Source organism: Methylobacterium goesingense (assembly GCF_022179225.1).
Lineage (GTDB): Bacteria > Pseudomonadota > Alphaproteobacteria > Rhizobiales > Beijerinckiaceae > Methylobacterium > Methylobacterium goesingense.
Window position 1 is genome coordinate 1 of the sequence record NZ_BPQL01000018.1, and the last position, 25,188, is coordinate 25,188.

Sequence of the window (25,188 nt, forward strand, 5' to 3'; positions counted from 1 at the left end):
GCCGCGGCGGGTTTTTCGTGCGCTGAAGACAGGCTTGAAATGCCCTAGCGGCTGCCGGGCAGTCTTCGCGCTGGCGGAGCCAGGCCCACCGACTTCTGTATGGCCGTAAGGGTTGCCGTCGCGACAGGCGCCGAAAGCGTCTTATCCGCTACCTTGGTTCTCAGGTAATTCGGCAAGCCATGGCGGATATAGACTTCACGAAGCCATTGCTTGAAATATGCCCGAGCAGTATCAGGGTAAGCCTGCGCCCCCTGCAGGCTAGACTTATGCTGAGGATAGCTTTCCGGATAATAGTGGTCGTACTCTACCCTAGGGCCGAATTGCGTCTCAAGGTTATTGTGACGCCATTCCTTCCCCCATAAATTGCCGATACTTGAGTCCGGAATGAACTTGCAGCCGGGGCATGCCCCTTCTCGGATGAGGGCGAGTTGAACGTCCGCCGTTTCCTTGAAAATGCTGAAGTAGCCATCCGGCACGCTATCGTAGACCAGATCGATTCGGTCGTGAAAACGCTCCCATGCTAAGGCTTCCGCAGCTTTCGGATTGTAACCGATGCGCGCGTAGATGAAGTCTCGGAATGTTTTGCGGGCCAGAACCCTGTAATTATCGACCGCCTGCTTTACAGCGGGGCGAGCTTCAAAAGCGTAATATTCAAGAAATGCCATGCAAACCAAGTCGGTACAGGCGTAGTGCGTCGCTCCATCTTTAATGATCGAAATGTATGGGAGGCGCTTCGCGAACCCTTGCTCGCTCAGGGCCTTTTTGATTCTGGAAACACGGGGCGGTGCCGGATCATCGTTCCAGTGCCCCGTAATGCCACGAATGCTACTTTCATCGACGCCACACATCCGGGCAAGGCCGCGAAGGGTCAGATAAGGACTGCCGTCGCTCAGAATGCCCATCCCAACACCGTCAATCTCGACCTCTCGGACGTGCGGGACCGGGACCGCGTGGCGCTCGCCCGGGACCTGCGAGCCACGGTCCGGGCGTGGACCGGCATCCCGACCTGCGTGGGCATCGGGCCGACGAAGACCCTGGCGAAGCTCGCCAACCACATCGCCAAGACGATCCCGGAGCTCGACGGCGTGTGCGACCTGACCGACCCGGTGGCCTACGACCACTGGCTCTGCCGGATCTCGGTTGCCGAGGTCTGGGGCATTGGCCGGGCCTCGCTCGCCAAGCTGATCGGGCTCGGCGTCGACACGGTGGCGGACCTGCGCGACCTCGACCCGCGCCCGGTGCGCAAAGCCATGACGGTGGTGGGCGAACGCATCATCTATGAGCTGCGCGGGCTCGCCTGCCTGCCGCTCGAGCTGATGCCGGCTCAGCGCAAGGGCTGCGCGGTCACCCGCTCGTTCTCCCGGCGCATCACGGAGCGAGAGACCTTGGAGCAGGCCGTCGCCGCCCATGCGACACGACTCGGCGAGAAGCTGCGGCGCGGCTGCCTCGGGACCACGCACGTCTCGGTCTTCTACCATACGAGCGAGCACGATCGCGGCGACCCGATGCGCTCGGTCTCGACAACCGTGACGCTGCCGGAGGCCACGAACGACACGCTGTCACTGATCAAGGCGGCGCAGGCCGGCGTAGCTCGCACCTGGCGGGAGGCTTCCGGCGACCGTCCCTGGCGCTACAGCAAGGCCGGCGTAGTCACCACCGACCTCAAGCTCCTTGAGGATGCGCCGCGAGCATTGATCGGCCAACTCGACCGCGAGCGCAGTGCGCCGCTGATGGCGGCCATGGATGCATGCAACGCGCGCTTCGGTCGGGGCTCGGTCGTGCCGGCCCGGGCGGGGCTTACCGAGAAGCGCACGTGGTCGACGAAGTTCGAGATGCGCAGCGCACGCTACACCACGCAGGTCAGTGAACTACCGGTCGCAAACGCTTAGCGCTGCTCAGCCATTCCCGCGGCGTAGGCCTTCAAGATCACCTGACTAACGGTGACGGCTTCGCCTTCGACCTCGAACTCGGGCGCCTCTGCATCGCCGACCAACTCGATTGCCGCTCCTCGATCTAGGAGAAAGTAGACGGCCTCCTGAAGCAACGTGATGTCACCCTCCATCCCGGGCATACTCACGTCTTTTCCGGCCGGGCCAAGAAGATTGCTTCAGCGAACTTCTTTGCCTGCTCACGGCTTCGGCAAACGAGCCAAAGACTCTCATGCGCAGAGAACTCGGCGTTGAAGAGGTCGATGATGTCAGGCGGAGCATCGGCCAGATCTGGCCAGCGGTACAGTGAGAAGCCGAGCGCTTCAAAAACCGGCATCGCTGGTGCCAAGTCCCAAAGTTTGTGGTTGTGAACCGTAGCATCAAGACGCCCGGTCGCTAATAACGCAGTATCGGCAATCGCGCCGCTCTCGCACCAGGGAAAATAGCCGCGCTCAAAGTCAAGCGTGTAACGTTTTGCGGCATTACAGAGCCAGCCGATATGGTACGTGGGCAGATCCGAGACGACTATTTGGCGCAATTCTTCAACTGGTCGGCCGCCTACCGTCGACGCGCAGTATGCCTTTCCTTCGTAGGCTGCCAATAACAGTCCGCGTTGCCCCAATGGTGGAATAGCAACGCCAGGCGGCTGGTGCGCCTCGCACCATGCAGGCAGAGTAAGAACACTTGCTTCAGGACGGCCATTGCGGCAGGCCGCGATCATGGTACCCCATCCACTTAGACCACCTGCGTAGGGTTTTGTTCCGTCGATGGGGTCGGCCACGAAAGTCCAGTCAGCACTAGCCAACAATTCTGCACTAGCGGTCCTGCCTATTGCTTCGGCTGTTTCCTCCTCAATGACACGTGGGCCGAAGCGTTCGTGCAGCATATGGCTGATGGCAAGATCTGCCTGTGTTAAAGCTTGGCCTAGGTCACCACCTTTGTGAGAAATCTGCAGGCCCTCAGCGCGAAGCATAAGTGCAAGTTCAGCAGCATGGGCGGCGAACTCAAGCATCTGCTCCACAACGCCCGGCGGACGTTCACTGATGGCCATTATATTTTTCCGGTTGGTTCAGCAGGATCGCAAAGTAAATAAGCTTTTGATTTAGATCGCACGACGCGCTGATTTGTCGGAATGAAGCCCGGCTGCAATCGCGTGACGGATCACATCAGCCTGCGTGCTAATCCGACCGTCTACCTTGTAGAGGCCGGCCCTGTCCCCCGGGATAGGACTCGCCGTTCGACCGCGGCTCTGAAGAAATTTCAAGGCAACTTGAAGCTCGTCTGGGGTCGGGAACTGCTGGCTCATGGGTGCACCGGCTTGGCTAAGAGGATCGCGGTGCGCACGGCCATCCGCCGGTGCGCCTCGCTGGCGTTGAGGCTTGCCAAAGCGCGACTGGCGTAATCGTCGGCACGGACGACCGCCCCAACGTCGACGGTTCGCGCTTCGGAAACCATTAGGACGCTGGCCTTCGGGTTGGCCAAAAAGGCGTCGACCGCGCCGTCCAGATCACTCACGTGCACCACGTGCTGCACCGAAGGCTCATCGGAAAGTAGCGGCGATTCCATGCGCCCTGGATAGCACGCCGGGCCGGCGCGTCACCTCCCGAACAGCCACAGCGGCACCGCGCCGTTGGGCCGGCCCGGCTTGTCCCGGTAGAACGTCATGTTGCCGAACCGCATGTGCTTGTCGGTGATCGCGGACACCCGCTCGGCGCTGAGGACCATGGCGCCGCAGAAGTCTGGCCGAATCGTCCCTGCCTCCGGGTGCACGCCGAAAAGATCGAGCGTCGTCCAGCCGAGGCTCGCCGCCTCGTCGGCCCAGCGGTCCAGAAACTCGACGCAGGCCTCATGCGTGCCGCCCCAGGACTGAAGCGTGAAGCCAGGGCACGGAACGACGCTGGGCCGGAGGTCGATGAAGGCTTTGCGCCAGAGCTTCGGGTCGGCGGGGATGGTGGCTGGGGCTGGCATGAGGTCCGGTGCTGGCGGCGGGCCGGACGTCATAGGGGCTGCCGCTCTCCGTGCCTATGGCTGCCGGGGCACTCGCACGACCAGCGGCGCACTTCTCGCCGCGCCGCTTACTATGCGCTTACAAATCAAGATGGCTGGTAAGCAGGCTTAATCGTAAGTCGTTGATGTAATTGGTGGGCGGTGAGGGACTCGAACCCCCGACCCTCTCCGTGTAAAGGAGACGCTCTACCAACTGAGCTAACCGCCCGACGCGCCTCGCCTCTATCGCAGGACGTGACGCTTCGTAACGGAAGGGCGGGAGGACACGCAACCCCCTCGCCCGAGCGGGGGTCGGATTCGGGCATGAAAAAGGCCCCGGCATATGCGCCGGGGCCTCGTATCATATCAGGGTTGCGTCACCCGTCAGTGGGCGATGACCGTGGCGGAATCCTCTTCGGCGATGACCGGGCGGACCGGCGGAGCCGGCTCCTCCCACTCAATCGCCTCAGGAACGCGAACCAAAGCGTGCCGCAGCACCTGGTCCATCCGCGAAACGGGGATGATCTCCATTCCGTTCTTCACGCTATCGGGCACCTCGGCGATGTCCTTGGCGTTCTCCTCAGGAATAAGGACCGTCTTGATGCCGCCACGCAACGCCGCAAGCAGCTTCTCCTTCAAACCACCGATCGGGAGCACCCGACCCCGCAGAGTAACCTCCCCCGTCATCGCCACGTCGCGGCGCACCGGGATGCCCGTCAAAGTGGAGATGATCGCGGTCGCCATGCCGATGCCGGCGGAGGGACCGTCCTTCGGAGTCGCGCCCTCCGGAACGTGGACGTGGATGTCTCTGCGATCAAACAGCGGCGGCTCAATGCCAAAATCAACGGCCCGCGAGCGGACGTAGCTCGCCGCAGCGGAGATCGACTCCTTCATCACGTCACGCAGATTGCCAGTGACCGTCATTTTGCCCTTGCCGGGCATCATGACACCTTCGATCGTCAGCAGTTCGCCACCGACCTCGGTCCAGGCCAGACCCGTCACAACGCCGACCTGATCTTCCTCGTCGATCTCGCCGTAGCGGAACTTCGGCGGCCCGAGGAAGACAGGAAGGTTCTCCTCGGTCACGCTTACGGCCTTCACCTTGGTGATGAGAATCTCCTTCACCGCCTTGCGGATCAGATTGGAGATCTCGCGTTCCAGGTTGCGGACACCCGCCTCTCGTGTGTAGCGGCGGATCAGCATCAACAGGCCGGAATCATCGACCTGCCACTCCTTGGCGTCGAGACCATGCTTCTTCACGGCGCCAGGAATCAGGTGCTTACGCGCGATCTCGAGCTTCTCTTCCTCAGTGTAGCCAGCGATACGGATCACCTCCATGCGGTCCATCAGCGGCGCAGGGATGTTCAGCGTGTTGGCGGTAGTGACGAACATCACGTTCGAGAGGTCGTAATCCACCTCCAGGTAGTGGTCGTTGAAGGTGGCGTTCTGCTCAGGGTCGAGAACCTCCAGCAGGGCGGCCGATGGGTCGCCCCGGAAGTCCATGCCCATCTTGTCGATCTCGTCCAGCAGGATAAGCGGGTTCGAGGTCTTCGCTTTGCGCATCGACTGGACGATCTTGCCCGGCATCGAACCGATGTAGGTCCGGCGGTGACCGCGGATCTCGGCCTCGTCGCGCACGCCGCCCAGCGACATGCGCACGAACTCGCGGCCCGTGGCCTTGGCAATCGACTTGCCAAGCGAGGTTTTGCCGACGCCGGGGGGACCGACGAGGCACAGGATCGGACCCGTGAGCTTATTCGCGCGCTGCTGCACGGCGAGGTACTCGACGATCCGCTCCTTCACCTTGTCGAGGCCGAAATGGTCCTCATCGAGCATGACTTGGGCGCCAAGGAGATCCTTCTTGATTTTCGAGCGCTTGCCCCACGGGATACCGAGCATCCAGTCGAGGTAGTTGCGCACCACGGTGGCTTCCGCCGACATCGGCGACATTTGACGCAGCTTCTTGAGCTCCGCCACCGCCTTGTCACGAGCCTCCTTAGTGAACTTGGTCTTCTCGATCTTTTCCTCGAGTTCGGCCAGCTCGTCCTTGCCGTCCTCGGAGTCGCCCAACTCCTTCTGGATCGCTTTCATCTGCTCGTTGAGGTAGTACTCGCGCTGGGTCTTCTCCATCTGCCGCTTCACGCGGGTCCGGATACGCTTCTCCACCTGGAGCACGGAGATTTCGCTCTCCATTAGCGACAGTACGCGCTCGAGGCGTTGCGCCACCGTGGGGATCTCAAGAATCGCCTGCTTGTCGGCGATCTTGACCGCAAGGTGCGACCCAACGGTATCGGCAAGCTTGGAGGGCTCGTCGATCTGGGTCACTGCGGACACGACCTCCGGGGAGATCTTCTTGTTGAGTTTCACGTAATTCTCGAACTCAGCGATGACCGAGCGCGCAAGGGCTTCCGCCTCGACGCTGTCACCAAGTTCGTCGGTAAGGGTCTCGGCCTCGGCCTCGTAGTAGGTATCGGACTTCGTGAACCGGGAGATCTTAGCGCGACCTGCGCCTTCGACCAGCACTTTCACGGTCCCGTCAGGCAGCTTCAGAAGTTGCAGCACACTGGCCAGGGTGCCAATCTTGTAGATTGCATCCGTCGAGGGATCGTCCTCGCTAGCATTGATCTGCGTTGCCAGCAGGATGTGCCGGTCGGTGCGAACCGCCTCTTCGAGGGCGCGGATCGACTTTTCGCGGCCGACAAAGAGCGGCACGATGATGTGCGGAAACACGACAATGTCGCGCAAGGGAAGGACGGCGTAGGAGCCCGTCGAGCCCGGAACGACGGGCTGGCGCGATTTTGATTGAGTCATATCGGACTTCCTCATGATGGACGCCGGGCAGTCGCTCCTCCTCTGGAGCAAGCATCCTGCCAGGGGCCGACCGGGCCGCGAGGGGGTCGGAAGTGTCTTGGGAGACTGTCTTGGGAACGGTCTTGAGCGATCCGGCTGGTGGCGGGACACCGCACCTCAGGAGGTGAGCATGCGGCCATCGCGCTGAGACTTGAGATGGAAATCGGGGCGGATGTTTTCAAGCATCCGCCCCGAGGCACCTCCTAGACCTAACGAGACACAGCTCGGGTCTCAGGCGCTGACGCTGGCCGGGGCTTCCTTGTTTCGGTCGCCGTGGATGTAGAGCGGCCGCGACTTGCCATCGACGACCTCAGGACCGATCACCACCTGCTCGACGGAGTCGAGACCGGGCAAATCGTACATCGTCTCCAGGAGGATCGTCTCCAGGATCGACCGCAGGCCGCGCGCGCCGGTCTTCCGCTCAATCGCCTTTCTGGCAACCATCGAAAGCGCTTCGTCCTGAAACGTTAGGTCGACGTTCTCCATCTCGAACAGTCGCTGGTACTGCTTCACGAGAGCGTTCTTGGGCTCCTGCAGGATGCGCTTGAGCGCGGTCTCGTCAAGGTCCTCGAGGGTCGCCAGCACAGGCAAACGGCCGACGAACTCGGGGATGAGGCCGAACTTCAACAGATCCTCGGGCTCGACGTTGCGGAAGATCTCGCCGGTACGGCGGTCGTCCGGGGCCTGCACGGTCGCGCCGAAGCCGATCGAGGTGCCCTTGCCGCGCGCCGAGATGATCCGCTCGAGCCCAGCGAATGCACCACCGCAGATGAACAGGATGTTGGTGGTGTCGACCTGCAGGAATTCCTGCTGCGGGTGCTTACGGCCGCCCTGCGGGGGCACGGAAGCGACGGTGCCCTCCATGATCTTCAGCAGTGCCTGCTGCACGCCCTCACCCGAGACGTCACGGGTGATCGACGGGTTGTCGGATTTGCGGGAGATCTTGTCGATCTCGTCGATGTAGACGATGCCGCGCTGCGCCCGCTCGACGTTGTAGTCGGAGGCCTGGAGAAGCTTGAGGATGATGTTTTCGACATCCTCGCCGACGTAGCCGGCCTCGGTCAGGGTCGTGGCATCCGCCATGGTGAACGGCACGTCGAGGATGCGAGCCAGAGTCTGGGCCAGCAGCGTCTTGCCCGAGCCGGTCGGGCCGATCAGCATGATGTTCGACTTCGCCAGCTCGACGTCGTTATGCTTCGAGGCATGGGCGAGGCGCTTGTAGTGGTTGTGGACCGCGACCGAGAGGACCTTCTTCGCGAAGTCCTGGCCGATGACGTAGTCATCGAGGACGCGGCGGATCTCCTTCGGGGTCGGCACCCCATCACGCGACTTCACCAGGGAGGACTTCGATTCCTCGCGGATGATGTCCATGCACAGTTCGACACACTCGTCGCAGATGAACACCGTCGGGCCCGCGATCAGCTTGCGGACCTCGTGCTGGCTCTTGCCGCAAAACGAGCAGTACAGCGTGCTCTTCGAGTCGTTGCCGCCAGTCTTGCTCATATCGGTCTCCGTTCGCGGGCATGGCGCCGGTCCGGGGCGCACACGCATCCTTCGAATTTAATGGCGTCCGCCTAAAGAAACAGTCACCTGCGCGCTTCTGCCGGCCTCGATCAGACTGTCGATGCAAGCACGCGACCGCGACGGGATCAAGGCAGGGACTCAAAATGGGTCCCGCCTCGAAACGACGCGCCGGGTCTTGCGGCCCAGCGCGCGATCGATCAGGCCGCGACGGGCTCCGGCCGCTTCTGGATCACTTCGTCGATGAGCCCGAACTCCTTGGCAGCGTCAGCCGTCATGAAGTTGTCGCGCTCCAGCGCCTGTACGATGGTGTCGTAGTCGCGGCCGGTGTGCTTCACGTAGATCTCGTTGAGGCGCTTTTTCAGGGCCTCGATTTCGCGAGCGTGGATCAGGATGTCGGTGGCCTGGCCCTGGAAGCCGCCGGAGGGCTGGTGAACCATGATCCGGGCATTCGGCAGAGCAAAGCGGTGGCCGGGCTCGCCGGCAGTCAGGAGTAGCGAGCCCATCGACGCCGCCTGACCGACGCAGAGCGTGGTCACGGGGCAGCGGATGAACTGCATGGTATCGTAGATCGAAAGGCCGGAGGTCACGACGCCGCCCGGCGAATTGATGTAGAAGGAAATTTCCTTCTTGGGGTTCTCGGCCTCGAGGAACAGCAGCTGCGCGACGATCAGCGACGCGCCGTAATCTTCGACCGGTCCGGTGAGGAAGATAATGCGCTCGCGCAGCAAGCGAGAGTAGATGTCGAAGGCACGCTCACCGCGGCTCGACTGCTCGACCACCATGGGCACGAGCGCGCTGTTATAATAGTCGACCGGATCTCTCATCATCACGTGCCCCAGCTACAAGGGGTCCGGCCGCGCCGCGAATCGAGCGCGCACCGGACGTTTCAGCGAACTACGGCGATGGTGAACATCGCCTTACTCTCGGCCCGCCGCCCTCGTGGGAGCAGCGGGACTCAATCGGCCTTGGCGACGGCGGGAAGGCCCTCGTCGGTGCCGGTCGAGGCCGACTCGTTGGTCTCGCCCTTCGTCTCGGACTTGCCCTCAGCATCGTCCTCGTCGGCGAACAGCGCCTCCTTCGAGACCGGCTCTTCGGTGAGCTTCACCTGCGCGAGCACGTGGTCGACGACCTTCTCCTCGAAGATCGGCGCACGGAGCTCGGCGAGCGCCTGGGCGTTCTTGCGGTAGAAATCCCAGACCTGCTGCTCCTGGCCGGGATACTGCCGCACCCGGGCGATCAGCGCCTGGTTCACCTCGTCGTCCGAGACCTTGATATCGGCCGTCTCACCGACCTGTGCAAGCACCAAGCCGAGGCGGACGCGACGCTCGGCGATTTTGCGGTACTCGGCGGTCGCCTTCTCCTCGGTGGTGCCCTCGTCCTCGAAGGTCTTCTCGCGGGTCTTCAGGTCCTGCTCGACCTGCGCCCAGACCGCAGCGAACTCCTGGTGGACCAGGCTCGGGGGCAGCTCGAAGGCGTACTTGGTGTCGAGGGCGTCGAGCAGGCCCTTCTTGAGCTTGCGGCGGGACTGCGCCTCGAAGTCGCTGCCGATGGCGGTCGAGACCGCCTCCTTGAGCTTCTCCAGGGATTCCATGCCGAAGGTCTTGGCGAGTTCGTCGTCGATCTTGGTCTCGCCCGGCGCCTGGATAGCCGTGACGGTCACGTCGAACTCGGCGTCCTTGCCGGCGAGGTGGGCGGCGCCGTAGGCCTCCGGGAAGGTCGACTTGACGACGCGCTTGTCACCGACCTTGGCGCCGACGAGCTGATCCTCGAAGCCGGGGATGAACGAGCCGGAGCCGAGCTCGAGGTCGATGCCCTCGCCCGTGCCACCCTCGAACTCGGTGCCGTCGATGCGGCCGACGAAGTCGATGGTGACGCGGTCGCCGGTCTCGGCGGCGGCACCCTCCTCGCGGGGCGCGAAGGCGCGGTTGGAAGACGCCATGCGGGTGATGGCCTCGTCGACCTCCTCGTCGGAGGGCTTGGCCACCTGCTTGGTCAGGCTGACGTCGGACAGGTCGACGAGCTCGAAGGTCGGCAGCACCTCGAGGGCGACGTTGAAGGAAACGTCGTCCTTGGCGTCGAGGGCGCGCTCGACGATCGATTTCTCGCCGGGGAACTCGATCTTGGGCTCGAGGGCGAGCTTGAGGTTGTTCTCGGAGACAATCTTCTGGTTCGCCTCGTTGACGGCATTCTGCAGCACGTCAGCCATCACGGAGCGGCCGTAGAGCTTGCGCAGGTGCGCGACCGGCACCTTGCCGGGACGGAAGCCCTTGATCTGGGCCTTGTCCTTCAGGGTCGACAGCTCGCTCGTCAGGCGCTCCTCGAGCTCGTTCGCGGCGAGCAGGACCTGAAACTCGCGCTTCAGTCCCTGGGAGAGTGTCTCGGTCACCTGCATGGTCGTCTTTCCGCTGTCGTCCGTGTGATCGCGTGGTGTCGTTCGGTCCCTCGCGGTCCGCCGATACGGACCAAAACGAGGTCGGCGACAGGACATCGCGCCGCCGAGGGGCCGACTCCCTACGGCGGGCCGGGCGGCCATCGCTGTGAGCCAATCCGTTCCCGACGGCGAAGGACTGGTGCGGGCGGAGGGGCTCGAACCCCCACGTCTTGCGACACTGGAACCTAAATCCAGCGCGTCTACCAGTTCCGCCACGCCCGCAAGCGCCAACGCCCAGCGCGCATTCCGCCGCCAGAGCGCGGTCCTATAGCACGCGCGCCACGGGCCGCATCAAAAAAAGTCAGACCCGCCCCGGGTCGACGCCGTCGCCTTTCTCGACCGGTCTCGCGGATGGAATCCGGAGGAGCCACATTCTACAACCGCTGCGCGGATGCGCCCGCGCCGAGCCCCCTCACAATCTGCGAGATTCCATGCCGAAGCCTCGATCGCCCGCGCCGCACGCCTCCATCTCGGTTCCGCGCCGCGTCCTGCTCGGCGGAGCCGCAGCCCTGTCTTTGGCGCCGCGCGGGACGATGGCACAGGCCGGAAAGCCTCAGGGCTCCGCTGCGCCGGGCGAGAAAGCGCCCGCCGCCGGCCCCGAGCGGATTCTGAGGGTCGCGCCGGGCAGCACGCGCCTGAAGCCAGAGCCCGCGGCCGCGACGCCGGTCTGGACCTTCGACGGGACCTCGCCGCCGCCCGTGGTGCGAATCAAGCTTGGGGAGACCGTCCGGCTCAAGGTCGAAAATCGCACGGACAAGCCTCTCAGCCTGCACTGGCATGGGGTGCGCAACCAGAATCCGATGGACGGCGTCGGCGGCATCACTCAGGCGCCAATCGCCCCCGGAGCCGATTTCTCCTACGCATTCGTGCCGCCCGATGCCGGCACCTTCTTGATTCGCCCTCTCGTCGTCGGTGGCTCGAGCGAGCCGTCGGGGCGCGGCCTCGCCGGGGCACTGATTGTCGAGGAGACTTTGCCCCCGGCGGCCGACCAGGATCTGACGCTGCTGATGCAGGACTGGCGAATCGAGGAGGATGCCAGCCTGCTGCCCTTCGGCCAGACCACGTTCGCGGCGACTTCAGGCCGCCTTGGCAGCTTGGTGACACTGAACGGGGCGCCGGTTCCGGCGACGATTACGGGGCGGCCGGGCAGCCGGGTGCGCCTGCGCCTCGGCAACGTCTGCAACGCGCGCGGCACGCGCATCCGCTTCGACGGCGTGAAGGTCTACGTGCTGGCGGTAGACGGCCAGCCCACCGATACCTTCGAGCCCCTGCGGGCAACCCTGCCCTTCCCGCCCGGGACCCGCTACGACCTGATGCTTGACCTGCCGACGGAAGCTGGCGCCAGCGGTAGCGTCACGGCTCTGGTCGGTAACGGCCTCGTACTGGCGACCCTGGCGGTGGCGGGCCAGCCCGTCATCCCGGCGCGCCCGGCGATCACCAAGATCGGCGAGAACGCCCTCCTGCCCGCCGAGGTGAAACTGCAGAACGCGGTCCGGCGCGACATCACGATCACGGGCGGCGCCCGCATCGACAAGGACAAGCCGACGACGGAACCCGTCTATACCGGCGATCCGAATCGGATCTGGGCGGTGAACGGTGCCAGCGGCAGCACCGGGCTGACACCTCTGTTCTCCGTGAAGCGGGGCCAAGTGGTGGTGCTGGCGATCAAGAACGCCACCGCCTTCCCGCAGGCGCTTCACCTGCACGGGCACGTTTTCCGGCTGCTCCATCCTCTTGACGACGGCTGGGAGCCCTACTGGCTCGACACATTCCAGCTCCTGGAGGGCCGCACGGCCCGCATCGCCTTCAAGGCGGACAATCCGGGCCGCTGGCTTATCAGCTCCACGGTTCTGGAGCGCTTCGACACCGGGCTCTGGACGCTGTTCGAGGTGACCTGAACGCGCGAGGGTCGTTCAGGCCCCGGCGAGCGCCCGCAAAACCTGCGGCATCAGTTCCGGCAGGTCCTCGGCGATGAGGCCCGGCCCGTGGCGCAGACCCGCGTCGCCGTGCAGCCAGACGGCGGCGCAAGCGGCCTCGAACGACTCCATGCCCTGGGCGAGCAGCCCCGCGATCAGCCCGGCGAGCACGTCGCCGGACCCGGCCGTGCCGAGATAGGGCGTGCCGTGATCGTTGATCGTGGCGCGGCCGTCGGGCGCCGCGATCACGGTGTCGGAGCCCTTGAGAACGACGACGGCCCCCGCGAGGGCGGCCGCGCGCCGCGCCCGCTCTAGCTTGCCGGCTTCCGGATCGAGCGCGTGCGTCCCCTCGAAGAGGCGGGTGAACTCGCCCTCGTGCGGGGTGAGAACGGCCAGGGCGTCGCCGTCCGACAGGTGTGCTGCGAGGAGGCGTGCCTGTCCCTTGAAGCTCGTCAGCGCATCCGCGTCGAGGACGAGGGCGCGCCCCGCCGCCGCTGCCACCGCCACGAGATCGCGGGCGCCCGAGCCGACGCCGAGGCCGGGGCCGGCCAGCAGAACGTTCATGCGCTCGTCGACCAGGAGGTCGTCGAGATCGTCGGCGCTGTCGCAGGCGCGCAGCATGATCGCGGTGCAGTGAGCGGCGTTCTCGGCGAGGGCGCCGGTCGGCGAGACCAGGGTGACGAGCCCGGCGCCGACGCGCAGGGCGGCTCGCGCCGCCATCCGGGCGGCACCGGTCTTTGTCGCCGGCCCGGAGAGCACGAGCGCGTGCCCGCGCGCGTACTTGTGGCTCGCCGCGTTCAGGCGCGGAAACCGGTTGCTCCACAGGGCTGGACCGTTGCGCCAAAGGGGGCTTGCGTCGGCGAGCCCGGCCGCGAGAGCGGCATCGCCGGTCCGGATATCCGCCAGATGAATGGCCCCGCACAATGCGTGCCCGGGTTGGAGCAGGTGCCCCGGTTTGAGGGCCACGAAAGTGACGGTCTCGGTCGCGTGGAACGCCGCGCCGCGCATGGCCCCGGTATCGCCGTCGACACCGCTCGGCACATCCACCGCCAGAACGGTGGTGCCACATGCGGCAAGTCGCGCGGCCAGGGATGCAACATCCGGCGCGAGGTCCCGGGAAAGCCCGGCCCCGAAAAGTGCGTCGATCGCGAGGGCGTAGTTCCCGAGTTCGCCGAGGTCCGCCAGGGCGCCGACCGGACCGGTCCAGCTGGACGCGGCGCGGGCCGCATCGCCGGTGAGGGCTACGACCGGCGCGAGGGCTACGAGGTCCACCGCGAAGCCGGCCTCGGCGAGGAGGCGGGCGGCCACGAAGCCGTCGCCGCCGTTGTTGCCGGGGCCGCACAGGACGAGGATGCGGCTGCCTTCGCCGGCCAGGAGGCGCGCCCGCTCCGCCACCGCCGCGCCGGCCCGCTCCATCAGGACGCCGCCGGGCGTTCCACCCGCGATGGCGGCCGCGTCGACCCGGCGCATCGCCTCGACGTCAAGCAAGCGCAGCGTCGTCATCGAAAATTCCTCCTGCAGTGCCTGTCCAGGACCCACGAATCCGCTTCAGATTCGGCATTCGCCCAAACGATTTGCGGTCGGTGCACGTTCGTTGTGCAGTTTTCCGCGATCTTGGACCAAAACGGCGTGGCGAAGGCCGGACGGCGATGATACCAACGATGGGTCAAGCAGCATCGAGGTCAGGCCCGCCCGGCATGAAGAAGATCGAAGCGATCATCAAGCCTTTCAAACTGGACGAGGTGAAGGAAGCCCTGCAGGAGGTTGGCCTCCAGGGCATCACTGTGATCGAGGCGAAGGGCTTCGGGCGCCAGAAGGGCCACACCGAGCTCTATCGAGGTGCCGAGTACGTCGTCGACTTCCTGCCCAAGGTGAAGCTGGAGATCGTCCTGTCGGACGCGCTGGTGGAGGGCGCCGTGGAGGCGATCCGCAAATCGGCCCAGACCGGGCGCATCGGCGACGGCAAGATCTTCGTCTCCACCATCGAGGAAGCGATTCGTATCCGCACGGGCGAGACCGGAACCGACGCGATCTGAGGCGGTGGGCCGCGGTTCCGTGGCGCAGGCCGGATGCTGGCTCAAGCCGGTCATCGATCTGCGGGACTGGCAGGACTTTCATCGCATTAGACAAGCCGTCCTCTGAGTGCCGCATGGGCGGACGGACTACGATCCGAACCACCCGGACGACCGCCATCCCCTTTTGCTCACCGATGGCGATACCGCCCTCGGGGTCGTCCGCATCGCCGACCGTCGCGATGGGACTGGAACCGTCCGCCTCGTGGCGATCGTGCCGGACGGCGGGGCCAGGGTCTCGGCTGCCGGCTCGACGAGGCGGTGCGGGAACGAGCCGTGCAATTCGGCATCCATACGCTCCACGTGAACGCTGCCCCTGACGCGGTCGGCTTCTACGAGGCGACGGATTGGCACCGCTTCGCCTGGGACGCTGCCGAACTGGTCGGACACGCGATCGACGGCATCCAGATGCGCAAAATCCTGATGCCCTGACGAAATCCGTCACGAACGTCCACGATCGTCACGCGCCCGGTTCCGGGACGATACGCAGAAGGCAGATCTAAGTTTCTGTTTTTGCGTCGGTTCTCGCGGCCGCTCCGCACCGGAGCCCGCGAAATTGCGCTGGCCGCGACGCTCCACCTGCGCTAAACGCTCGACGCCCAATACCCTTCCGCTCTGCGGTGCGCCGGTGCACGCTGCGGCAAAACCACGGCCGCAATGGGCCGAGATATGAAGGAGACCCCCAAGGATGGCCAAGACTGCAGCCGACGTCCTGAAGGAAATCAAGGACAACGACGTCAAGTACGTCGACCTTCGGTTCACCGATCCGCGTGGTAAGTGGCAGCACGTCACGTTCGACGTCTCCCTGATCGACGACGAGATGTTCTCCGAAGGCACGATGTTCGACGGCTCGTCGATCGCCGGCTGGAAGGCCATCAACGAATCCGACATGCTGCTGATGCCGGACCCGGCCACCGCCTGCATGGACCCGTTCTTCTCGGCCTCGACCATGTCGATCGTCTGCGACGTGCTCGAGCCCTCCACGGGCGCGCCCTACAGCCGCGATCCGCGCGGCACCGCCAAGCTGGCCGAGGCCTTTCTGAAGTCCACCGGCATCGGCGACACCATCTATGTCGGCCCCGAGGCCGAGTTCTTCGTGTTCGACGACGTGAAGTTCGGCTCCGACCCCTACCACACCGGCTTCCAGCTCGACTCGACCGAGCTGCCGACCAACGGCTTCACGGACTACGAGGGCGGCAACCTCGGCCACCGCGTCGCTACCAAGGGCGGCTACTTCCCGGTGCCGCCGCAGGATTCGGCGCAGGACATGCGCGGCGAGATGCTGGCCGCCATGCAGTCCATGGGCGTGAAGGTCGAGAAGCACCACCACGAGGTGGCGTCGGCCCAGCACGAGCTCGGCATGAAGTTCGACACCCTGACGCTGCTTGCCGACCACATGCAGATCTACAAGTACTGCATCCACCAGGTCGCCCAGAGCTACGGCAAGACCGCGACGTTCATGCCCAAGCCCGTCTACGGCGACAACGGCTCGGGCATGCACGTGCACCAGTCGATCTGGAAGGACGGCAAGCCGCTGTTTGCCGGCGACAAGTATGCCGACCTCTCCCAGGAGTGCCTCTGGTACATCGGCGGCATCATCAAGCACGCCAAGGCGCTCAACGCCTTCACCAACCCGTCGACCAACTCCTACAAGCGTCTGGTGCCGGGTTACGAGGCCCCCGTGCTGCTCGCCTACTCGGCTCGCAACCGCTCGGCCTCCTGCCGCATCCCGTGGACGACGAACCCGAAGGCCAAGCGCGTCGAGGTCCGCTTCCCCGACCCGATGGCGAACCCCTACCTCGCCTTCTCGGCGCTGCTGATGGCCGGCCTCGACGGCATCATCAACAAGATCGATCCGGGCGCCGCCATGGACAAGGATCTCTACGACCTGCCCCCGCGCGAGTTGAAGAAGATCCCCACCGTCTGCGGCTCGCTCCGTGAAGCCCTGCAGAACCTCGACCGCGACCGCGCCTTCCTCAAGGCCGGCAACGTCTTCACGGACGACCAGATCGACTCGTTCATCGAGCTGAAGATGACGGAGGTCATGCGCTACGAGATGACCCCGCACCCGGTCGAGTTCACGATGTACTACTCGCTCTGAGAGCGACCGGGCTGGGCGTCAGGCCCGGTCCCTTCGAGACGATCCGAAACGCCGGGGCTCCGCGAGGGGCTCCGGCGTTTCACGTTCCGCCGTCCGGCGAAGTCCCATCGGCGGATCGACAGGCTCAACCTGCGCGTGCAATTGAGAATCTGGACGAATCGCTCGGGGTCATGGCGCGGGTCTCCTCCCCCGGAAGGTGGAGCGATCACCTTGCCTGAAGGGAGAGGGGGCCCGTCGCGAGCGTCATGATCGCGATGATCCGTTGAACGGCGCGTCATGCCTTTCACGGCCGGACCGGAGAGGTGACGGATTGCGACGCATCGACAAGCCCAGGCCGAAACGATCGAAGGAACGATATCCGAAGCCGAGATTGCAGAGCTCGGCGGAATTCGAAAGCTTGGCCCTCGCCTTCATTGAAGGCTTGGACGACATGGGACACACGATGGAGGAGATCCTGCGGACGGCCGTGTCTCCGTTCAGGGGCGAAGCCCGGTTGAAGCTCCGGAAATACCTCGACGACATCACCGCGGATCGCTTTCCCGATGCGGAACTGACGCGGCTCTGGAACGCGCCCCCCGCGAACGTCGTGTTCTACGAGCAGGGCGGCCTTCGCATTTTCCTCAGACTGATCCGCGACCGCCTCTGATCCGTCCTTCCGCGCCACGGGCGGTCGGATGCCACGAAGAATCCGAAGACGGAACCATGATCCCGCCAACGGGCTTGCCGCCCCGACGTGAGGGTCGGGATCGAGAATGCCGAAGGACGAGAGCGAGGATGCGCGATCCCGCCGGGGCGGCCGGCTGGAGCGCGCCAATGCCCTGGTGCAGACCTTGGCGATCGTCGCAGCCGGCGCCTGGGCGGTCTACACCTTCGTCTACGAGGCGCGGATCAAACCGGCCCTGGAACCGCCCGCCGTCTCGGTGACGACGAGCCTGGTGCGGGCGGGCGAGCGTGGCCAACACGTGGCGATCCGCTCCACCGTGACGCGTAAGAACGTCGGCCAGACCGGCGTGCGCGTGCTCGGCCTCGTCTACAACGTCACCGGCGTGCGGGTGCGGTTCGACGCGGAATCCGGCACGAAGCCCGCGGGTGGAACGACGTCCGCCGATCGCACCATCGCGGCCCGCGCCTACGGCTTCGCGGGCCCCGGCGAAGCGATCCTGCGAGAGAGCCGCCTGTTCGCCGGCGCCACCGAGGCGGGCGGCGAGCCCTCCGAGCTCAATCCCGGCGAAACCGTCTCGCGCGACCTCATCGTGTACGCCGACCGCGACCGCTTCGATTTCGTCCGCTTCGAGGTCGGCCTCGCCTATACAAAGGCGGACGAGCCCCCGCTCCACCTGACCTTCGCGACCGCACCGGACGGCACCCTGACGCTGAGGCCGCAGGCCGATTGCGGCATCGCGCCGGAAACCTGCGCGCGCCTGAAGACCACCGACTTCGCCACCGAATTCTCGCTCTGGTGAGCGCGCGCGCGGCGACCAGTGGACCGCGCGAGTTCCGCAGTAAACCGGCCGATCCGGCGATCGTCCCTCGCGGCTGCCGGTGTCTCGGCAAAGCCTCCGGCCCCAAGGCTCATCGCGCGATCTTGCGCGCGGGCGCCGCGCCGCCCGCCCCGGTCCCGGCGACATTACCCTCGCCGTGGCGTAGGCTCGACCCAACGGGCCGCTGCGACGCGCGAGACGGCCGCCAAGATTCCGGGAGTGAAGTGCCATGCGGATGTCCAGACCCGCCGGATCCGGCCCTGTCCGGGCGGTCGATCCCGCCCGCCTCCACCGACGTGTCCTCCTCGCCTGCCTCGCCCTCGCGCCCGCCATCCTCGCGCTGCCGGCGCGCGCCGCCGAGACCCAGGCCTACAGCGCGCAAGCCTTCGCGGCGGCCCAGAAGGCGGGCAGGCCGATCCTCGTGGAGGTGAGCGCGCCCTGGTGTCCGATCTGCAAGACGCAAAAGCCGATCCTGGCCAAGCTGGGCGAGCAGGCGCGCTTCAAGGACCTGCTGATCTTCGACGTCGACTTCGACACGCAGAAGGACGTGCTGCGCCGCTTCGACGCCCGCATGCAGAGCACCCTGATCGCCTTCAAAGGCGAGACCGAGACCGGCCGTTCGGTGGGCGAGACGCAGCCCGAATGGATCGAGAGCCTCGTCGAGAAGACCCTCTAGGCCGAGCCGATGGCCACCGGGCTCGGCCTCGCCTGCCTCGCCGGGCTGCTCTCGGTGCTCTCGCCCTGCGTCCTGCCGCTGCTGCCGCTGGTGCTGGGTGCCGCCGCCTCGGCGCATCGGCTCGGCCCCCTCGCGCTGGCCTCCGGGCTGGCCCTCGCCTTCGTGGCGGTCGGCCTGTTCGTGGCCACCATCGGCTTCAGCCTCGGCCTCGATAGCGGCATGTTCCGGACGGGCGCGGCCGGGCTCATGATCGTGCTCGGGCTCGTGCTGATGCTGCCCGTGGCGCAGACCCGCCTGGCGGTGGCGGCTGGCCCGGCGAGCAACTGGATTCAGACCAGCTTCGGCGGCGTCTCCGGCATCGGCCTCTCCGGCCAGTTCGGCGTCGGCCTCCTCCTCGGGGCTGTCTGGAGCCCCTGCGTCGGCCCGACATTGGGCGCGGCCTCGCTGCTGGCCGCGCAGAGTCGCGACCTCGGCACCGTCGCCCTGACGATGTTGCTCTTCGGTCTCGGCGCTGCTCTGCCCCTGGTCGTCCTCGGCACCCTCTCCCGCGTGACGCTGATGCGCTGGCGCGACCGCATGATGGGCCTGGGCCGGGGCCTCAAGGCCGCGCTCGGCCTCACCCTGGTCCTGACGGGACTCGCCATCGTGCTCGGTTACGACAAGGCCCTGGAGACGCTCTTGGTAGACGCCTCGCCGGATTGGCTGACGCGGGCGACGACGCGGTTCTGAGAGACGCCGCGCCCGCATCGAGACGACGAAGATCGACCCGCTCCCGGGCGCTCGTCAGGAAGCACGAGGATTGAGGGCGCGCCGAAGGTTCGCTAGCCAGGATCCTTCGCCGAGCGGAAGGCGCCGGCGTGCAGGAGCGGCCTCATGTCTCTCGTCGTCCTCGTGATTCTCGGTTCCGTCCGGTCCGACCGCCAGGGCCTGCGCGCGGCCCGGTTCGTCATCGCCGAACTTCAAGCGCGCGGCGTCGAGGCGCCCCTGGTCGATCCGGCCGAACTACAGCTTCCGCTCCTCGACCGGATGTACAAGGAATATCCGAAGGGCGGAGCGCCAGCATGCCTTGAGGATCTGGCCACGCTCTACCGCCGCTCGGACGCCTTTCTGGTCGTTTCGGCGGAGTACAACCATTCGATTCCGCCGGCCCTCTCGAACACGCTCGACCACTTCCTGGAGGAGTACTCCTGGCGGCCCTCCGGCATCGTCTGCTACTCGGCGGGCCAGTACGGGGGCGTGCGTGCGGCGATGCAGTTGCGGGCGATGATGGCCGAGCTCGGCGCGTCGAGCATCCCGTCGCTGCTTCCGATCCCCCGCATCGGCAAGGCGCTGGACGAGGCCGGCGCCGCGCAGGAGGCTTGGCTGCCGAAGGCCGCGGCACGCTTCCTCGACGAACTGGTCTGGTACGCCGAGGCGCTCAAGGCGCAGCGGGCGAAGGGAACGCCCTACTGAGACGCGATCTGGCGCGGGGCTCGGATCTGAGGCAGGGCTTGGATCTGGCGCAGGGCTTGCGCGTCGGGGCCGGCCGATCCCTCGCGCCGAGCGCCATCCATGCCCGAGACCGCCGCCACGGACATCCGCACCCTCCTCGCCAACCTCGTGCGGGCCGCCCTGATGTCCGACGACCGGGCGAGCGCCCTCTGGCGCGAGGCGGCGCGGCCGACGCAAGCCGGGCTCGCCGCTGATCCGGCCCGCGTCGCGGGCCTCAACGTCGAGGGGTTCTGGACCCTGGCGGTGCGCGAGGCCGAGGCACCGGAATTCCGGGAGGCGGAGAACCAGGTGCAGTTCGGCTTCCCGGCCCTGTGCCCCTTCACCCTCGCCGAACTCACCGCGCGGGACTTCGACATCGACCGGGCCGTCGAGCGCCTGCGGAAATCCGCCGCCACCGGCTGAGTGCGCTCAGGAGCCGCCCGATACGGAACCGGTGTCGCGGGCCGGCCCCGTGCCGTTGCCGGGGCGGGCGCAGACGTCCATGTTACGGGGGCCGGAGCGAATCCGCGTCCCCGGCTCGAAGTCTCAATTCCGCGTACGGCCTCGCGCCCGCGCAGCGAGCCCTGCCTTGGCAAAACGCATCAACCCCAATCCTGGCCCCGCCGCCCTCCCCTCCCGCGAGCAGATCGTCGCCTTCATCGCCGCCTCCACGGAGAATGTGGGCAAGCGCGAGATCGCGGCGGCCTTCAACATCAAGGGCGCGGACCGGATCGGCCTGAAGCGCATCCTCAAGGAGATCGAGATGGACGGCGCCATCGCGCGCGGTCGCGGCGGCCTCGCACCCTCCGGGCGCCTGCCGCCGGTGGTGCTCGCCGACATTACAGCGCGCGACCGAGACGGCGAGTTCCTGGCCAATCCGGCCGAATGGGACGTCGGCAACGGCCCCGCGCCGCGGATCACCGTGGCGGCCCCGCGCGGCGCGAAGCGCCCCGGACAGCCGGCACCGGGGATCGGCGACCGCGTGCTCCTGCGCGTCGAGGCGAGCCCCGCCGAACCGGGCCGCTACACCGGCCGGGTCATCAAGACCCTGGGCAAGAACAAGTCGGAGATCATCGGCGTCTACCGGGCCGGCCCGGAGGGCGGCCGCATCATTCCCGTCGAGAAGCGGGCGCAGGGACGCGAGATCGCGATTCCGGCGGGCGAGGAGGGCGAGGCCCGCGACGGCGATCTCGTCAGCGTCGTCCTTCAACGCGAGAGCCAATTCGGCCTGCCCCAGGGCCGCGTACGCGAGCGCCTCGGCGCCCTGGGCTCGGAGAAGGCCGTCAGCCTGATCGCCCTCCACCTGCACCACATCCCGCACGTCTTCGCCGCCGCCACACTGGCCGAGGCCGACGCGGCGGAGCCGGTGGGACTGGCGGGGCGCGAGGACTGGCGCGACGCGCCGCTTCTCACGATCGACCCCCCCGACGCCAAGGACCACGACGACGCCGTGATGGCGGTGCCCGACCCGGACCCGACCAATGCCGGCGGCTTCGTCGTCACCGTGGCGATCGCGGACGTCGCGGCTTACGTCCGGACGGGCTCGGCCCTCGACCGCGAGGCGCTGATGCGTGGCAATTCGGTCTACTTCCCCGACCGGGTGGTGCCGATGCTGCCGGAGCGCATCTCGAACGATCTCTGCTCCCTGCGCGAGGCCGAGGACCGGCCGGCCCTGGCGATCCGCATGGTGATCGGCGCCGACGGGGTGAAGCGGCGCCACAGCGTCCACCGCGTGATGATCCGCTCGCGCGCCAAGCTCAGCTACGCCCAGGCGCAGGGCGCCATCGACGGCGCGCCGGACGCGGCCACCGCCCCCCTGCTGGAGCCGGCGCTGCGTCCCCTCTGGGCCGCCTACGCGGCCCTGCGCCAGGCTCGAGACGCGCGCGGCCCCCTCGCCCTCGACCTGCCGGAGCGCAAGGTCGTGCTGACGGCCGACGGCGCGGTGGACCGCGTGGTGGTGCCGGCGCGCCTCGACGCGCACCGGCTCATCGAGGAGTTCATGATCCTCGCCAACGTCGCCGCTGCCGAGACCCTGGAACAGGCGCGACAGCCGCTGATCTACCGGGTGCACGACGAGCCCGCCCTGGAGAAGATGCGCGCGCTCGGCGAGGTGCTCGCCTCCATCGGCATCAAGCTGCCGAAGGAGAGTGCGCTCCGTCCGGCCCTGTTCAACCGCATCCTCGCCAGCGTGGCCGAGACGGAGCACGCCACCTTCATCAACGAGGTGGTCCTGCGCTCACAGGCCCAGGCCGTCTACGCCGCCCAGAACCTCGGGCATTTCGGCCTGAACCTGCGTCGCTACGCGCACTTCACCTCGCCGATCCGGCGCTACGCCGACCTCATCGTCCATCGCGCCCTGATCGCGGCCTGCCGGCTCGGGAATGACGGCCTGTCCTCCGAGGTCACTGTGGCAGCCCTCGACCAGATCGGCGAGCAGATCTCTGCGGCCGAGCGGCGGGCGATGGCGGCCGAGCGCGAGACGATCGACCGGCTGATCGCCCACCACCTCGCCGACCGGGTCGGGGCGACCTTCACGGGACAGATCTCCGGCGTCACCCGGTCGGGCTTATTCATCAAGCTCGACGAGACCGGGGCGGACGGCTTCGTGCCGATCTCGACGATCGGCGCTGATTACTACCGCCACGACGAGGCCAAGCATGCCCTCGTCGGCGAGCGTTCGGGCGAGACCCACCGCCTCGGCGACCGCGTCGAGGTGCGCCTCGTCGAGGCCGCCGCCGTCGCCGGAGCCCTGCGCTTCGAACTCCTGTCGGAGGGCCGGGCACGACCGGATAGGGGTGGAGCCACGGCCCCGCGGGGCCGAAACCCCGTCCGCAAACCCGGCACGCCGGGGCGCCCGGCCGGCATCCGGACGGGAACGCGCCATCGCGGGTCGCGCCGCTGATGCGGAGCGTATAGAAGCCATGGCGCGATCCCCCAGGAGCCCCGAATGACTGTGACGATCGAGACCGGCTCCGGCACGCGCACGGGCCTCTCCAGGGCGATGGCACGCGGGTTCGTCGGTCGCTGCCCTCATTGCGGGCAGGGGCGCATCTTCGGCCGCTTCCTGAAGGTCCAGCCCGACTGTGGGGTCTGCGGTCTGGAACTTTCGCATCACCGGGCGGACGACCTGCCGCCCTACATCGTTATCTTCATCATCGGGCACATTGTCGGCTACTTCCTCCTCGAGACCGAGATGAACTACGACGTGCCGCTCTGGTTTCAGCTCACCTTCTGGCCCCTGGTGACGCTGCTGGGCTCCCTCGCCCTGCTGCAACCGGTGAAGGGCGCGGTGGTCGGCCTGCAATATGCCCTTGGCATGCATGGCTTTGCCAAGCTACCGGTGTCGACGACCGGCGACATCGAGGAGACGCAGCATGGACCAGATCACGGACATGCTGCCGGAGGCGCCTCCGCCTGAGACGCCGGCCCGCGCGGTCGCCCTGCGGCCCCGCAACGCCGCCACGCTGATCCTCATCGACCGGACCCGACGCACCCCGAAGATCCTGATGGGCCGGCGCCATCCGGGCCTCGCCTTCATGGCGGGAAAGTTCGTGTTTCCCGGCGGCCGGATCGAGCCGGCGGACCGGCACATGCCCGTGGCGGGCGCATTGTCGGGACGAGCGAACGACGCCCTGGCGCAGCGCGTGCCGCGTGGTGGCGATGGCCTGGGCCGTGCCCTGGCGCTGGCGGCGATCCGGGAGACCTACGAGGAGACCGGCCTGATGCTGGGCACCCGCGCGTATGGCCCTCCGGAAACCGCCCCCGCCGGAAGCTGGAGCGCGTTCCGTGCAGCCGGCGTGCTGCCGGACCTCGAGGCCCTGCACCTCATCGCGCGGGCGGTCACGCCGCCGGGCCGGGTCCGCCGGTTCGACACGCGCTTCTTCGCGGCGGATCGCATTACGATCGCCCACACGGTTCCGGACGTCGTCTCGGCGGAATCGGAACTCGTCGAACTGGTCTGGGTGACGTTCACGGAGGCCCGACGCCTCAACCTGCCACGCATCACCGGCGTGGTCCTCGACGATCTCGAGATCCAGGTAAAAGGCGGCTTCGCGCCCTATCTGCCGATTCCGTACTATTACGAGCGCAGCGGCAAGCGCATGCGCGACGTCCTGTAAAAGGAGGAACCTGCTTCCGATCACGCCCGTTACAAACGGGTGAATGCATTCGGCGCGGAGGTTTGAGATGTTGAAGGGCGGTCTGTTGTGGCTGATCGGAATTCCGATCCCAGTGATTCTTCTGATCTATTTCTTCACGTCTTGGTTGCGCTGACGATCATCTTGCAGCCACCTGACCACGAAAACGCCCGCCCGGGTTTTCACCGGGGCGGGCGTTTCGATTTGGCTGTGGGGACAGGCTTCACCGGGCGGCATAAGCGAGTTGCTTGGTCCCTTTTCCGTTACCTCGGCCTTCGCAAGATCGAGGATGGCGAACAACGCACCGCGTAGCGTGGGGTTGACCTCGCCGTGTTCGCGCCGGGGGTGAGCGTGGATTTCCGATGTGGTTGCTACAATGCGGCCGCCGCCTGCAGTCCGCCGTCCGGATCGGGGAGGGCGTCGGCATGGCGTTCGACGCGGATACAGTAAGAGCGGCGATCGTCGGATGGACGTCGGTTACATCTGCCGGGGCTTGCGCCGGGTTCGCGATAACATCGGCCTTCCGACGCTCAAGGTCGTCGATACGTGCCTGCTGGTCAGTTGTGACCTGTACGCGGCTTTCCCAGTTCAGCCGTTTTGACCTGACCGGCTGGCTT

The 25,188-nt window shown here is 66.5% G+C and carries 23 protein-coding genes, 2 tRNA genes and 1 pseudogene; 14 read left to right on the forward strand and 12 right to left on the reverse strand.

Translation table 11 applies throughout. The features are described from left to right. Positions 1-44: 44 nt before the first annotated feature. The gene (locus MFF30_RS03790) at positions 45-902 is read right to left on the reverse strand and encodes a BstA C-terminal domain-containing protein (RefSeq protein WP_238276765.1); all 858 of its coding nucleotides are present in this window, start codon (positions 900-902) and stop codon (positions 45-47) included. Between the two features lie 15 nt (positions 903-917). Between MFF30_RS03790 and MFF30_RS03795 the strand changes: the two are divergent. Then, positions 918-1,889: pseudogene (locus MFF30_RS03795) on the forward strand (DUF4113 domain-containing protein); the annotation flags it as partial. Here the strand turns inward: MFF30_RS03795 and MFF30_RS03800 are convergent. The 10 genes from MFF30_RS03800 to MFF30_RS03845 form a co-directional block, all read right to left on the reverse strand. Continuing rightward, positions 1,886-2,077, reverse strand: coding sequence for a hypothetical protein (locus MFF30_RS03800; RefSeq protein ID WP_238276767.1), 192 nt, complete (start codon positions 2,075-2,077; stop codon positions 1,886-1,888). The pseudogene MFF30_RS03795 and the gene MFF30_RS03800 sit on opposite strands and share 4 nt — an antisense overlap. Further along, positions 2,074-2,979: an inositol monophosphatase family protein gene (locus MFF30_RS03805; RefSeq protein WP_238276769.1), complete on the reverse strand. Its 906-nt coding sequence runs from the start codon at positions 2,977-2,979 to the stop codon at positions 2,074-2,076. The genes MFF30_RS03800 and MFF30_RS03805 overlap by 4 nt, the downstream gene beginning before the upstream one ends. A gap of 251 nt (positions 2,980-3,230) precedes the next feature. After that, positions 3,231-3,494 (reverse strand): hypothetical protein, encoded by a 264-nt coding sequence (locus MFF30_RS03810; protein ID WP_238276771.1) that lies wholly within the window; start codon positions 3,492-3,494, stop codon positions 3,231-3,233. A gap of 30 nt (positions 3,495-3,524) precedes the next feature. Next, the gene (locus MFF30_RS03815; protein ID WP_238276773.1) at positions 3,525-3,896 is read right to left on the reverse strand and encodes a hypothetical protein; all 372 of its coding nucleotides are present in this window, start codon (positions 3,894-3,896) and stop codon (positions 3,525-3,527) included. Positions 3,897-4,067: 171 nt separating this feature from the next. After that, a tRNA-Val gene (locus tag MFF30_RS03820) sits at positions 4,068-4,143 on the reverse strand. Positions 4,144-4,298: 155 nt separating this feature from the next. Continuing rightward, complete coding sequence (gene lon, locus MFF30_RS03825) at positions 4,299-6,725, reverse strand: endopeptidase La (protein ID WP_238276814.1); 2,427 nt, start codon at positions 6,723-6,725, stop codon at positions 4,299-4,301. 270 nt (positions 6,726-6,995) lie between these two features. Next, complete coding sequence (gene clpX, locus MFF30_RS03830) at positions 6,996-8,267, reverse strand: ATP-dependent Clp protease ATP-binding subunit ClpX (RefSeq protein ID WP_238276775.1); 1,272 nt, start codon at positions 8,265-8,267, stop codon at positions 6,996-6,998. Between the two features lie 218 nt (positions 8,268-8,485). Continuing rightward, a complete protein-coding gene (locus MFF30_RS03835; RefSeq protein WP_055955505.1) occupies positions 8,486-9,112 on the reverse strand; it encodes an ATP-dependent Clp protease proteolytic subunit in 627 nt (208 codons plus the stop codon). A 131-nt stretch (positions 9,113-9,243) separates the two neighbouring features. Continuing rightward, a complete protein-coding gene (gene tig / locus MFF30_RS03840; protein ID WP_238276783.1) occupies positions 9,244-10,680 on the reverse strand; it encodes a trigger factor in 1,437 nt (478 codons plus the stop codon). A 176-nt stretch (positions 10,681-10,856) separates the two neighbouring features. Next, positions 10,857-10,941 (reverse strand) — tRNA-Leu (locus MFF30_RS03845). Positions 10,942-11,150: 209 nt separating this feature from the next. On the opposite strand from MFF30_RS03845, the gene MFF30_RS03850 reads away from it, so the two are divergent. Beyond that, positions 11,151-12,617: a multicopper oxidase family protein gene (locus MFF30_RS03850; protein WP_238276785.1), complete on the forward strand. Its 1,467-nt coding sequence runs from the start codon at positions 11,151-11,153 to the stop codon at positions 12,615-12,617. A gap of 15 nt (positions 12,618-12,632) precedes the next feature. Here MFF30_RS03850 and MFF30_RS03855 read toward each other — a convergent pair whose 3' ends face one another. After that, a complete protein-coding gene (locus tag MFF30_RS03855; RefSeq protein WP_238276787.1) occupies positions 12,633-14,138 on the reverse strand; it encodes an NAD(P)H-hydrate dehydratase in 1,506 nt (501 codons plus the stop codon). A 194-nt stretch (positions 14,139-14,332) separates the two neighbouring features. Here MFF30_RS03855 and MFF30_RS03860 point away from each other — a divergent pair, with 194 nt between their 5' ends. The 12 genes from MFF30_RS03860 to MFF30_RS03915 all read left to right on the forward strand — a co-directional run bounded on the left by MFF30_RS03860 (position 14,333) and on the right by MFF30_RS03915 (position 24,553). After that, the gene (locus MFF30_RS03860) at positions 14,333-14,671 is read left to right on the forward strand and encodes a P-II family nitrogen regulator (RefSeq protein WP_003600526.1); all 339 of its coding nucleotides are present in this window, start codon (positions 14,333-14,335) and stop codon (positions 14,669-14,671) included. A 102-nt stretch (positions 14,672-14,773) separates the two neighbouring features. Then, on the forward strand, positions 14,774-15,139 hold the full coding sequence (locus MFF30_RS25905; protein WP_283205855.1) for a GNAT family N-acetyltransferase: 366 nt from the start codon (positions 14,774-14,776) through the stop codon (positions 15,137-15,139). Between the two features lie 256 nt (positions 15,140-15,395). After that, on the forward strand, positions 15,396-16,808 hold the full coding sequence (glnA, locus tag MFF30_RS03870; protein WP_056216753.1) for a type I glutamate--ammonia ligase: 1,413 nt from the start codon (positions 15,396-15,398) through the stop codon (positions 16,806-16,808). Positions 16,809-17,205: 397 nt separating this feature from the next. After that, positions 17,206-17,454, forward strand: coding sequence for a hypothetical protein (locus MFF30_RS03875; RefSeq protein ID WP_238276791.1), 249 nt, complete (start codon positions 17,206-17,208; stop codon positions 17,452-17,454). A 106-nt stretch (positions 17,455-17,560) separates the two neighbouring features. Then, positions 17,561-18,271: a hypothetical protein gene (locus MFF30_RS03880; protein WP_238276793.1), complete on the forward strand. Its 711-nt coding sequence runs from the start codon at positions 17,561-17,563 to the stop codon at positions 18,269-18,271. A 253-nt stretch (positions 18,272-18,524) separates the two neighbouring features. Then, positions 18,525-18,965 (forward strand): thioredoxin family protein, encoded by a 441-nt coding sequence (locus MFF30_RS03885; protein ID WP_238276816.1) that lies wholly within the window; start codon positions 18,525-18,527, stop codon positions 18,963-18,965. A gap of 9 nt (positions 18,966-18,974) precedes the next feature. Next, the gene (locus MFF30_RS03890; RefSeq protein WP_238276795.1) at positions 18,975-19,694 is read left to right on the forward strand and encodes a cytochrome c biogenesis CcdA family protein; all 720 of its coding nucleotides are present in this window, start codon (positions 18,975-18,977) and stop codon (positions 19,692-19,694) included. Between the two features lie 144 nt (positions 19,695-19,838). Next, the gene (locus MFF30_RS03895) at positions 19,839-20,417 is read left to right on the forward strand and encodes an NADPH-dependent FMN reductase (RefSeq protein WP_238276797.1); all 579 of its coding nucleotides are present in this window, start codon (positions 19,839-19,841) and stop codon (positions 20,415-20,417) included. 99 nt (positions 20,418-20,516) lie between these two features. After that, positions 20,517-20,858 carry a hypothetical protein gene (locus MFF30_RS03900; protein WP_238276799.1) on the forward strand — a complete coding sequence of 114 codons (342 nt, stop codon included), beginning with the start codon at positions 20,517-20,519 and terminating at the stop codon, positions 20,856-20,858. 166 nt (positions 20,859-21,024) lie between these two features. Further along, positions 21,025-23,337: a ribonuclease R gene (gene rnr / locus MFF30_RS03905; RefSeq protein WP_238276810.1), complete on the forward strand. Its 2,313-nt coding sequence runs from the start codon at positions 21,025-21,027 to the stop codon at positions 23,335-23,337. A 45-nt stretch (positions 23,338-23,382) separates the two neighbouring features. Further along, on the forward strand, positions 23,383-23,853 hold the full coding sequence (locus tag MFF30_RS03910; protein ID WP_238276812.1) for a DUF983 domain-containing protein: 471 nt from the start codon (positions 23,383-23,385) through the stop codon (positions 23,851-23,853). After that, the gene (locus tag MFF30_RS03915) at positions 23,810-24,553 is read left to right on the forward strand and encodes an NUDIX hydrolase (protein WP_373320837.1); all 744 of its coding nucleotides are present in this window, start codon (positions 23,810-23,812) and stop codon (positions 24,551-24,553) included. The genes MFF30_RS03910 and MFF30_RS03915 overlap by 44 nt, the downstream gene beginning before the upstream one ends. The last annotated feature ends 635 nt before the right edge of the window (positions 24,554-25,188 follow it).

What these genes read in the sequence shown, in the direction of transcription:
- MFF30_RS03790 (WP_238276765.1), bottom strand. Translation starts at nt 902, where the DNA reads ATGGGCATTCTGAGCGACGGCAGTCCTTATCTGACCCTTCGCGGCCTT.
- MFF30_RS03805 (WP_238276769.1), bottom strand. Translation starts at nt 2,979, where the DNA reads ATGGCCATCAGTGAACGTCCGCCGGGCGTTGTGGAGCAGATGCTTGAG.
- MFF30_RS03810 (WP_238276771.1), bottom strand. Translation starts at nt 3,494, where the DNA reads ATGGAATCGCCGCTACTTTCCGATGAGCCTTCGGTGCAGCACGTGGTG.
- MFF30_RS03815 (WP_238276773.1), bottom strand. Translation starts at nt 3,896, where the DNA reads ATGCCAGCCCCAGCCACCATCCCCGCCGACCCGAAGCTCTGGCGCAAA.
- lon (WP_238276814.1), bottom strand. Translation starts at nt 6,725, where the DNA reads ATGACTCAATCAAAATCGCGCCAGCCCGTCGTTCCGGGCTCGACGGGC.
- clpX (WP_238276775.1), bottom strand. Translation starts at nt 8,267, where the DNA reads ATGAGCAAGACTGGCGGCAACGACTCGAAGAGCACGCTGTACTGCTCG.
- MFF30_RS03835 (WP_055955505.1), bottom strand. Translation starts at nt 9,112, where the DNA reads ATGAGAGATCCGGTCGACTATTATAACAGCGCGCTCGTGCCCATGGTG.
- tig (WP_238276783.1), bottom strand. Translation starts at nt 10,680, where the DNA reads ATGCAGGTGACCGAGACACTCTCCCAGGGACTGAAGCGCGAGTTTCAG.
- MFF30_RS03850 (WP_238276785.1), top strand. Translation starts at nt 11,151, where the DNA reads ATGCCGAAGCCTCGATCGCCCGCGCCGCACGCCTCCATCTCGGTTCCG.
- MFF30_RS03855 (WP_238276787.1), bottom strand. Translation starts at nt 14,138, where the DNA reads ATGACGACGCTGCGCTTGCTTGACGTCGAGGCGATGCGCCGGGTCGAC.
- MFF30_RS03860 (WP_003600526.1), top strand. Translation starts at nt 14,333, where the DNA reads ATGAAGAAGATCGAAGCGATCATCAAGCCTTTCAAACTGGACGAGGTG.
- glnA (WP_056216753.1), top strand. Translation starts at nt 15,396, where the DNA reads ATGGCCAAGACTGCAGCCGACGTCCTGAAGGAAATCAAGGACAACGAC.
- MFF30_RS03880 (WP_238276793.1), top strand. Translation starts at nt 17,561, where the DNA reads ATGCCGAAGGACGAGAGCGAGGATGCGCGATCCCGCCGGGGCGGCCGG.
- MFF30_RS03885 (WP_238276816.1), top strand. Translation starts at nt 18,525, where the DNA reads ATGTCCAGACCCGCCGGATCCGGCCCTGTCCGGGCGGTCGATCCCGCC.
- MFF30_RS03890 (WP_238276795.1), top strand. Translation starts at nt 18,975, where the DNA reads ATGGCCACCGGGCTCGGCCTCGCCTGCCTCGCCGGGCTGCTCTCGGTG.
- MFF30_RS03895 (WP_238276797.1), top strand. Translation starts at nt 19,839, where the DNA reads ATGTCTCTCGTCGTCCTCGTGATTCTCGGTTCCGTCCGGTCCGACCGC.
- MFF30_RS03900 (WP_238276799.1), top strand. Translation starts at nt 20,517, where the DNA reads ATGCCCGAGACCGCCGCCACGGACATCCGCACCCTCCTCGCCAACCTC.
- MFF30_RS03910 (WP_238276812.1), top strand. Translation starts at nt 23,383, where the DNA reads ATGACTGTGACGATCGAGACCGGCTCCGGCACGCGCACGGGCCTCTCC.
- MFF30_RS03915 (WP_373320837.1), top strand. Translation starts at nt 23,810, where the DNA reads ATGGACCAGATCACGGACATGCTGCCGGAGGCGCCTCCGCCTGAGACG.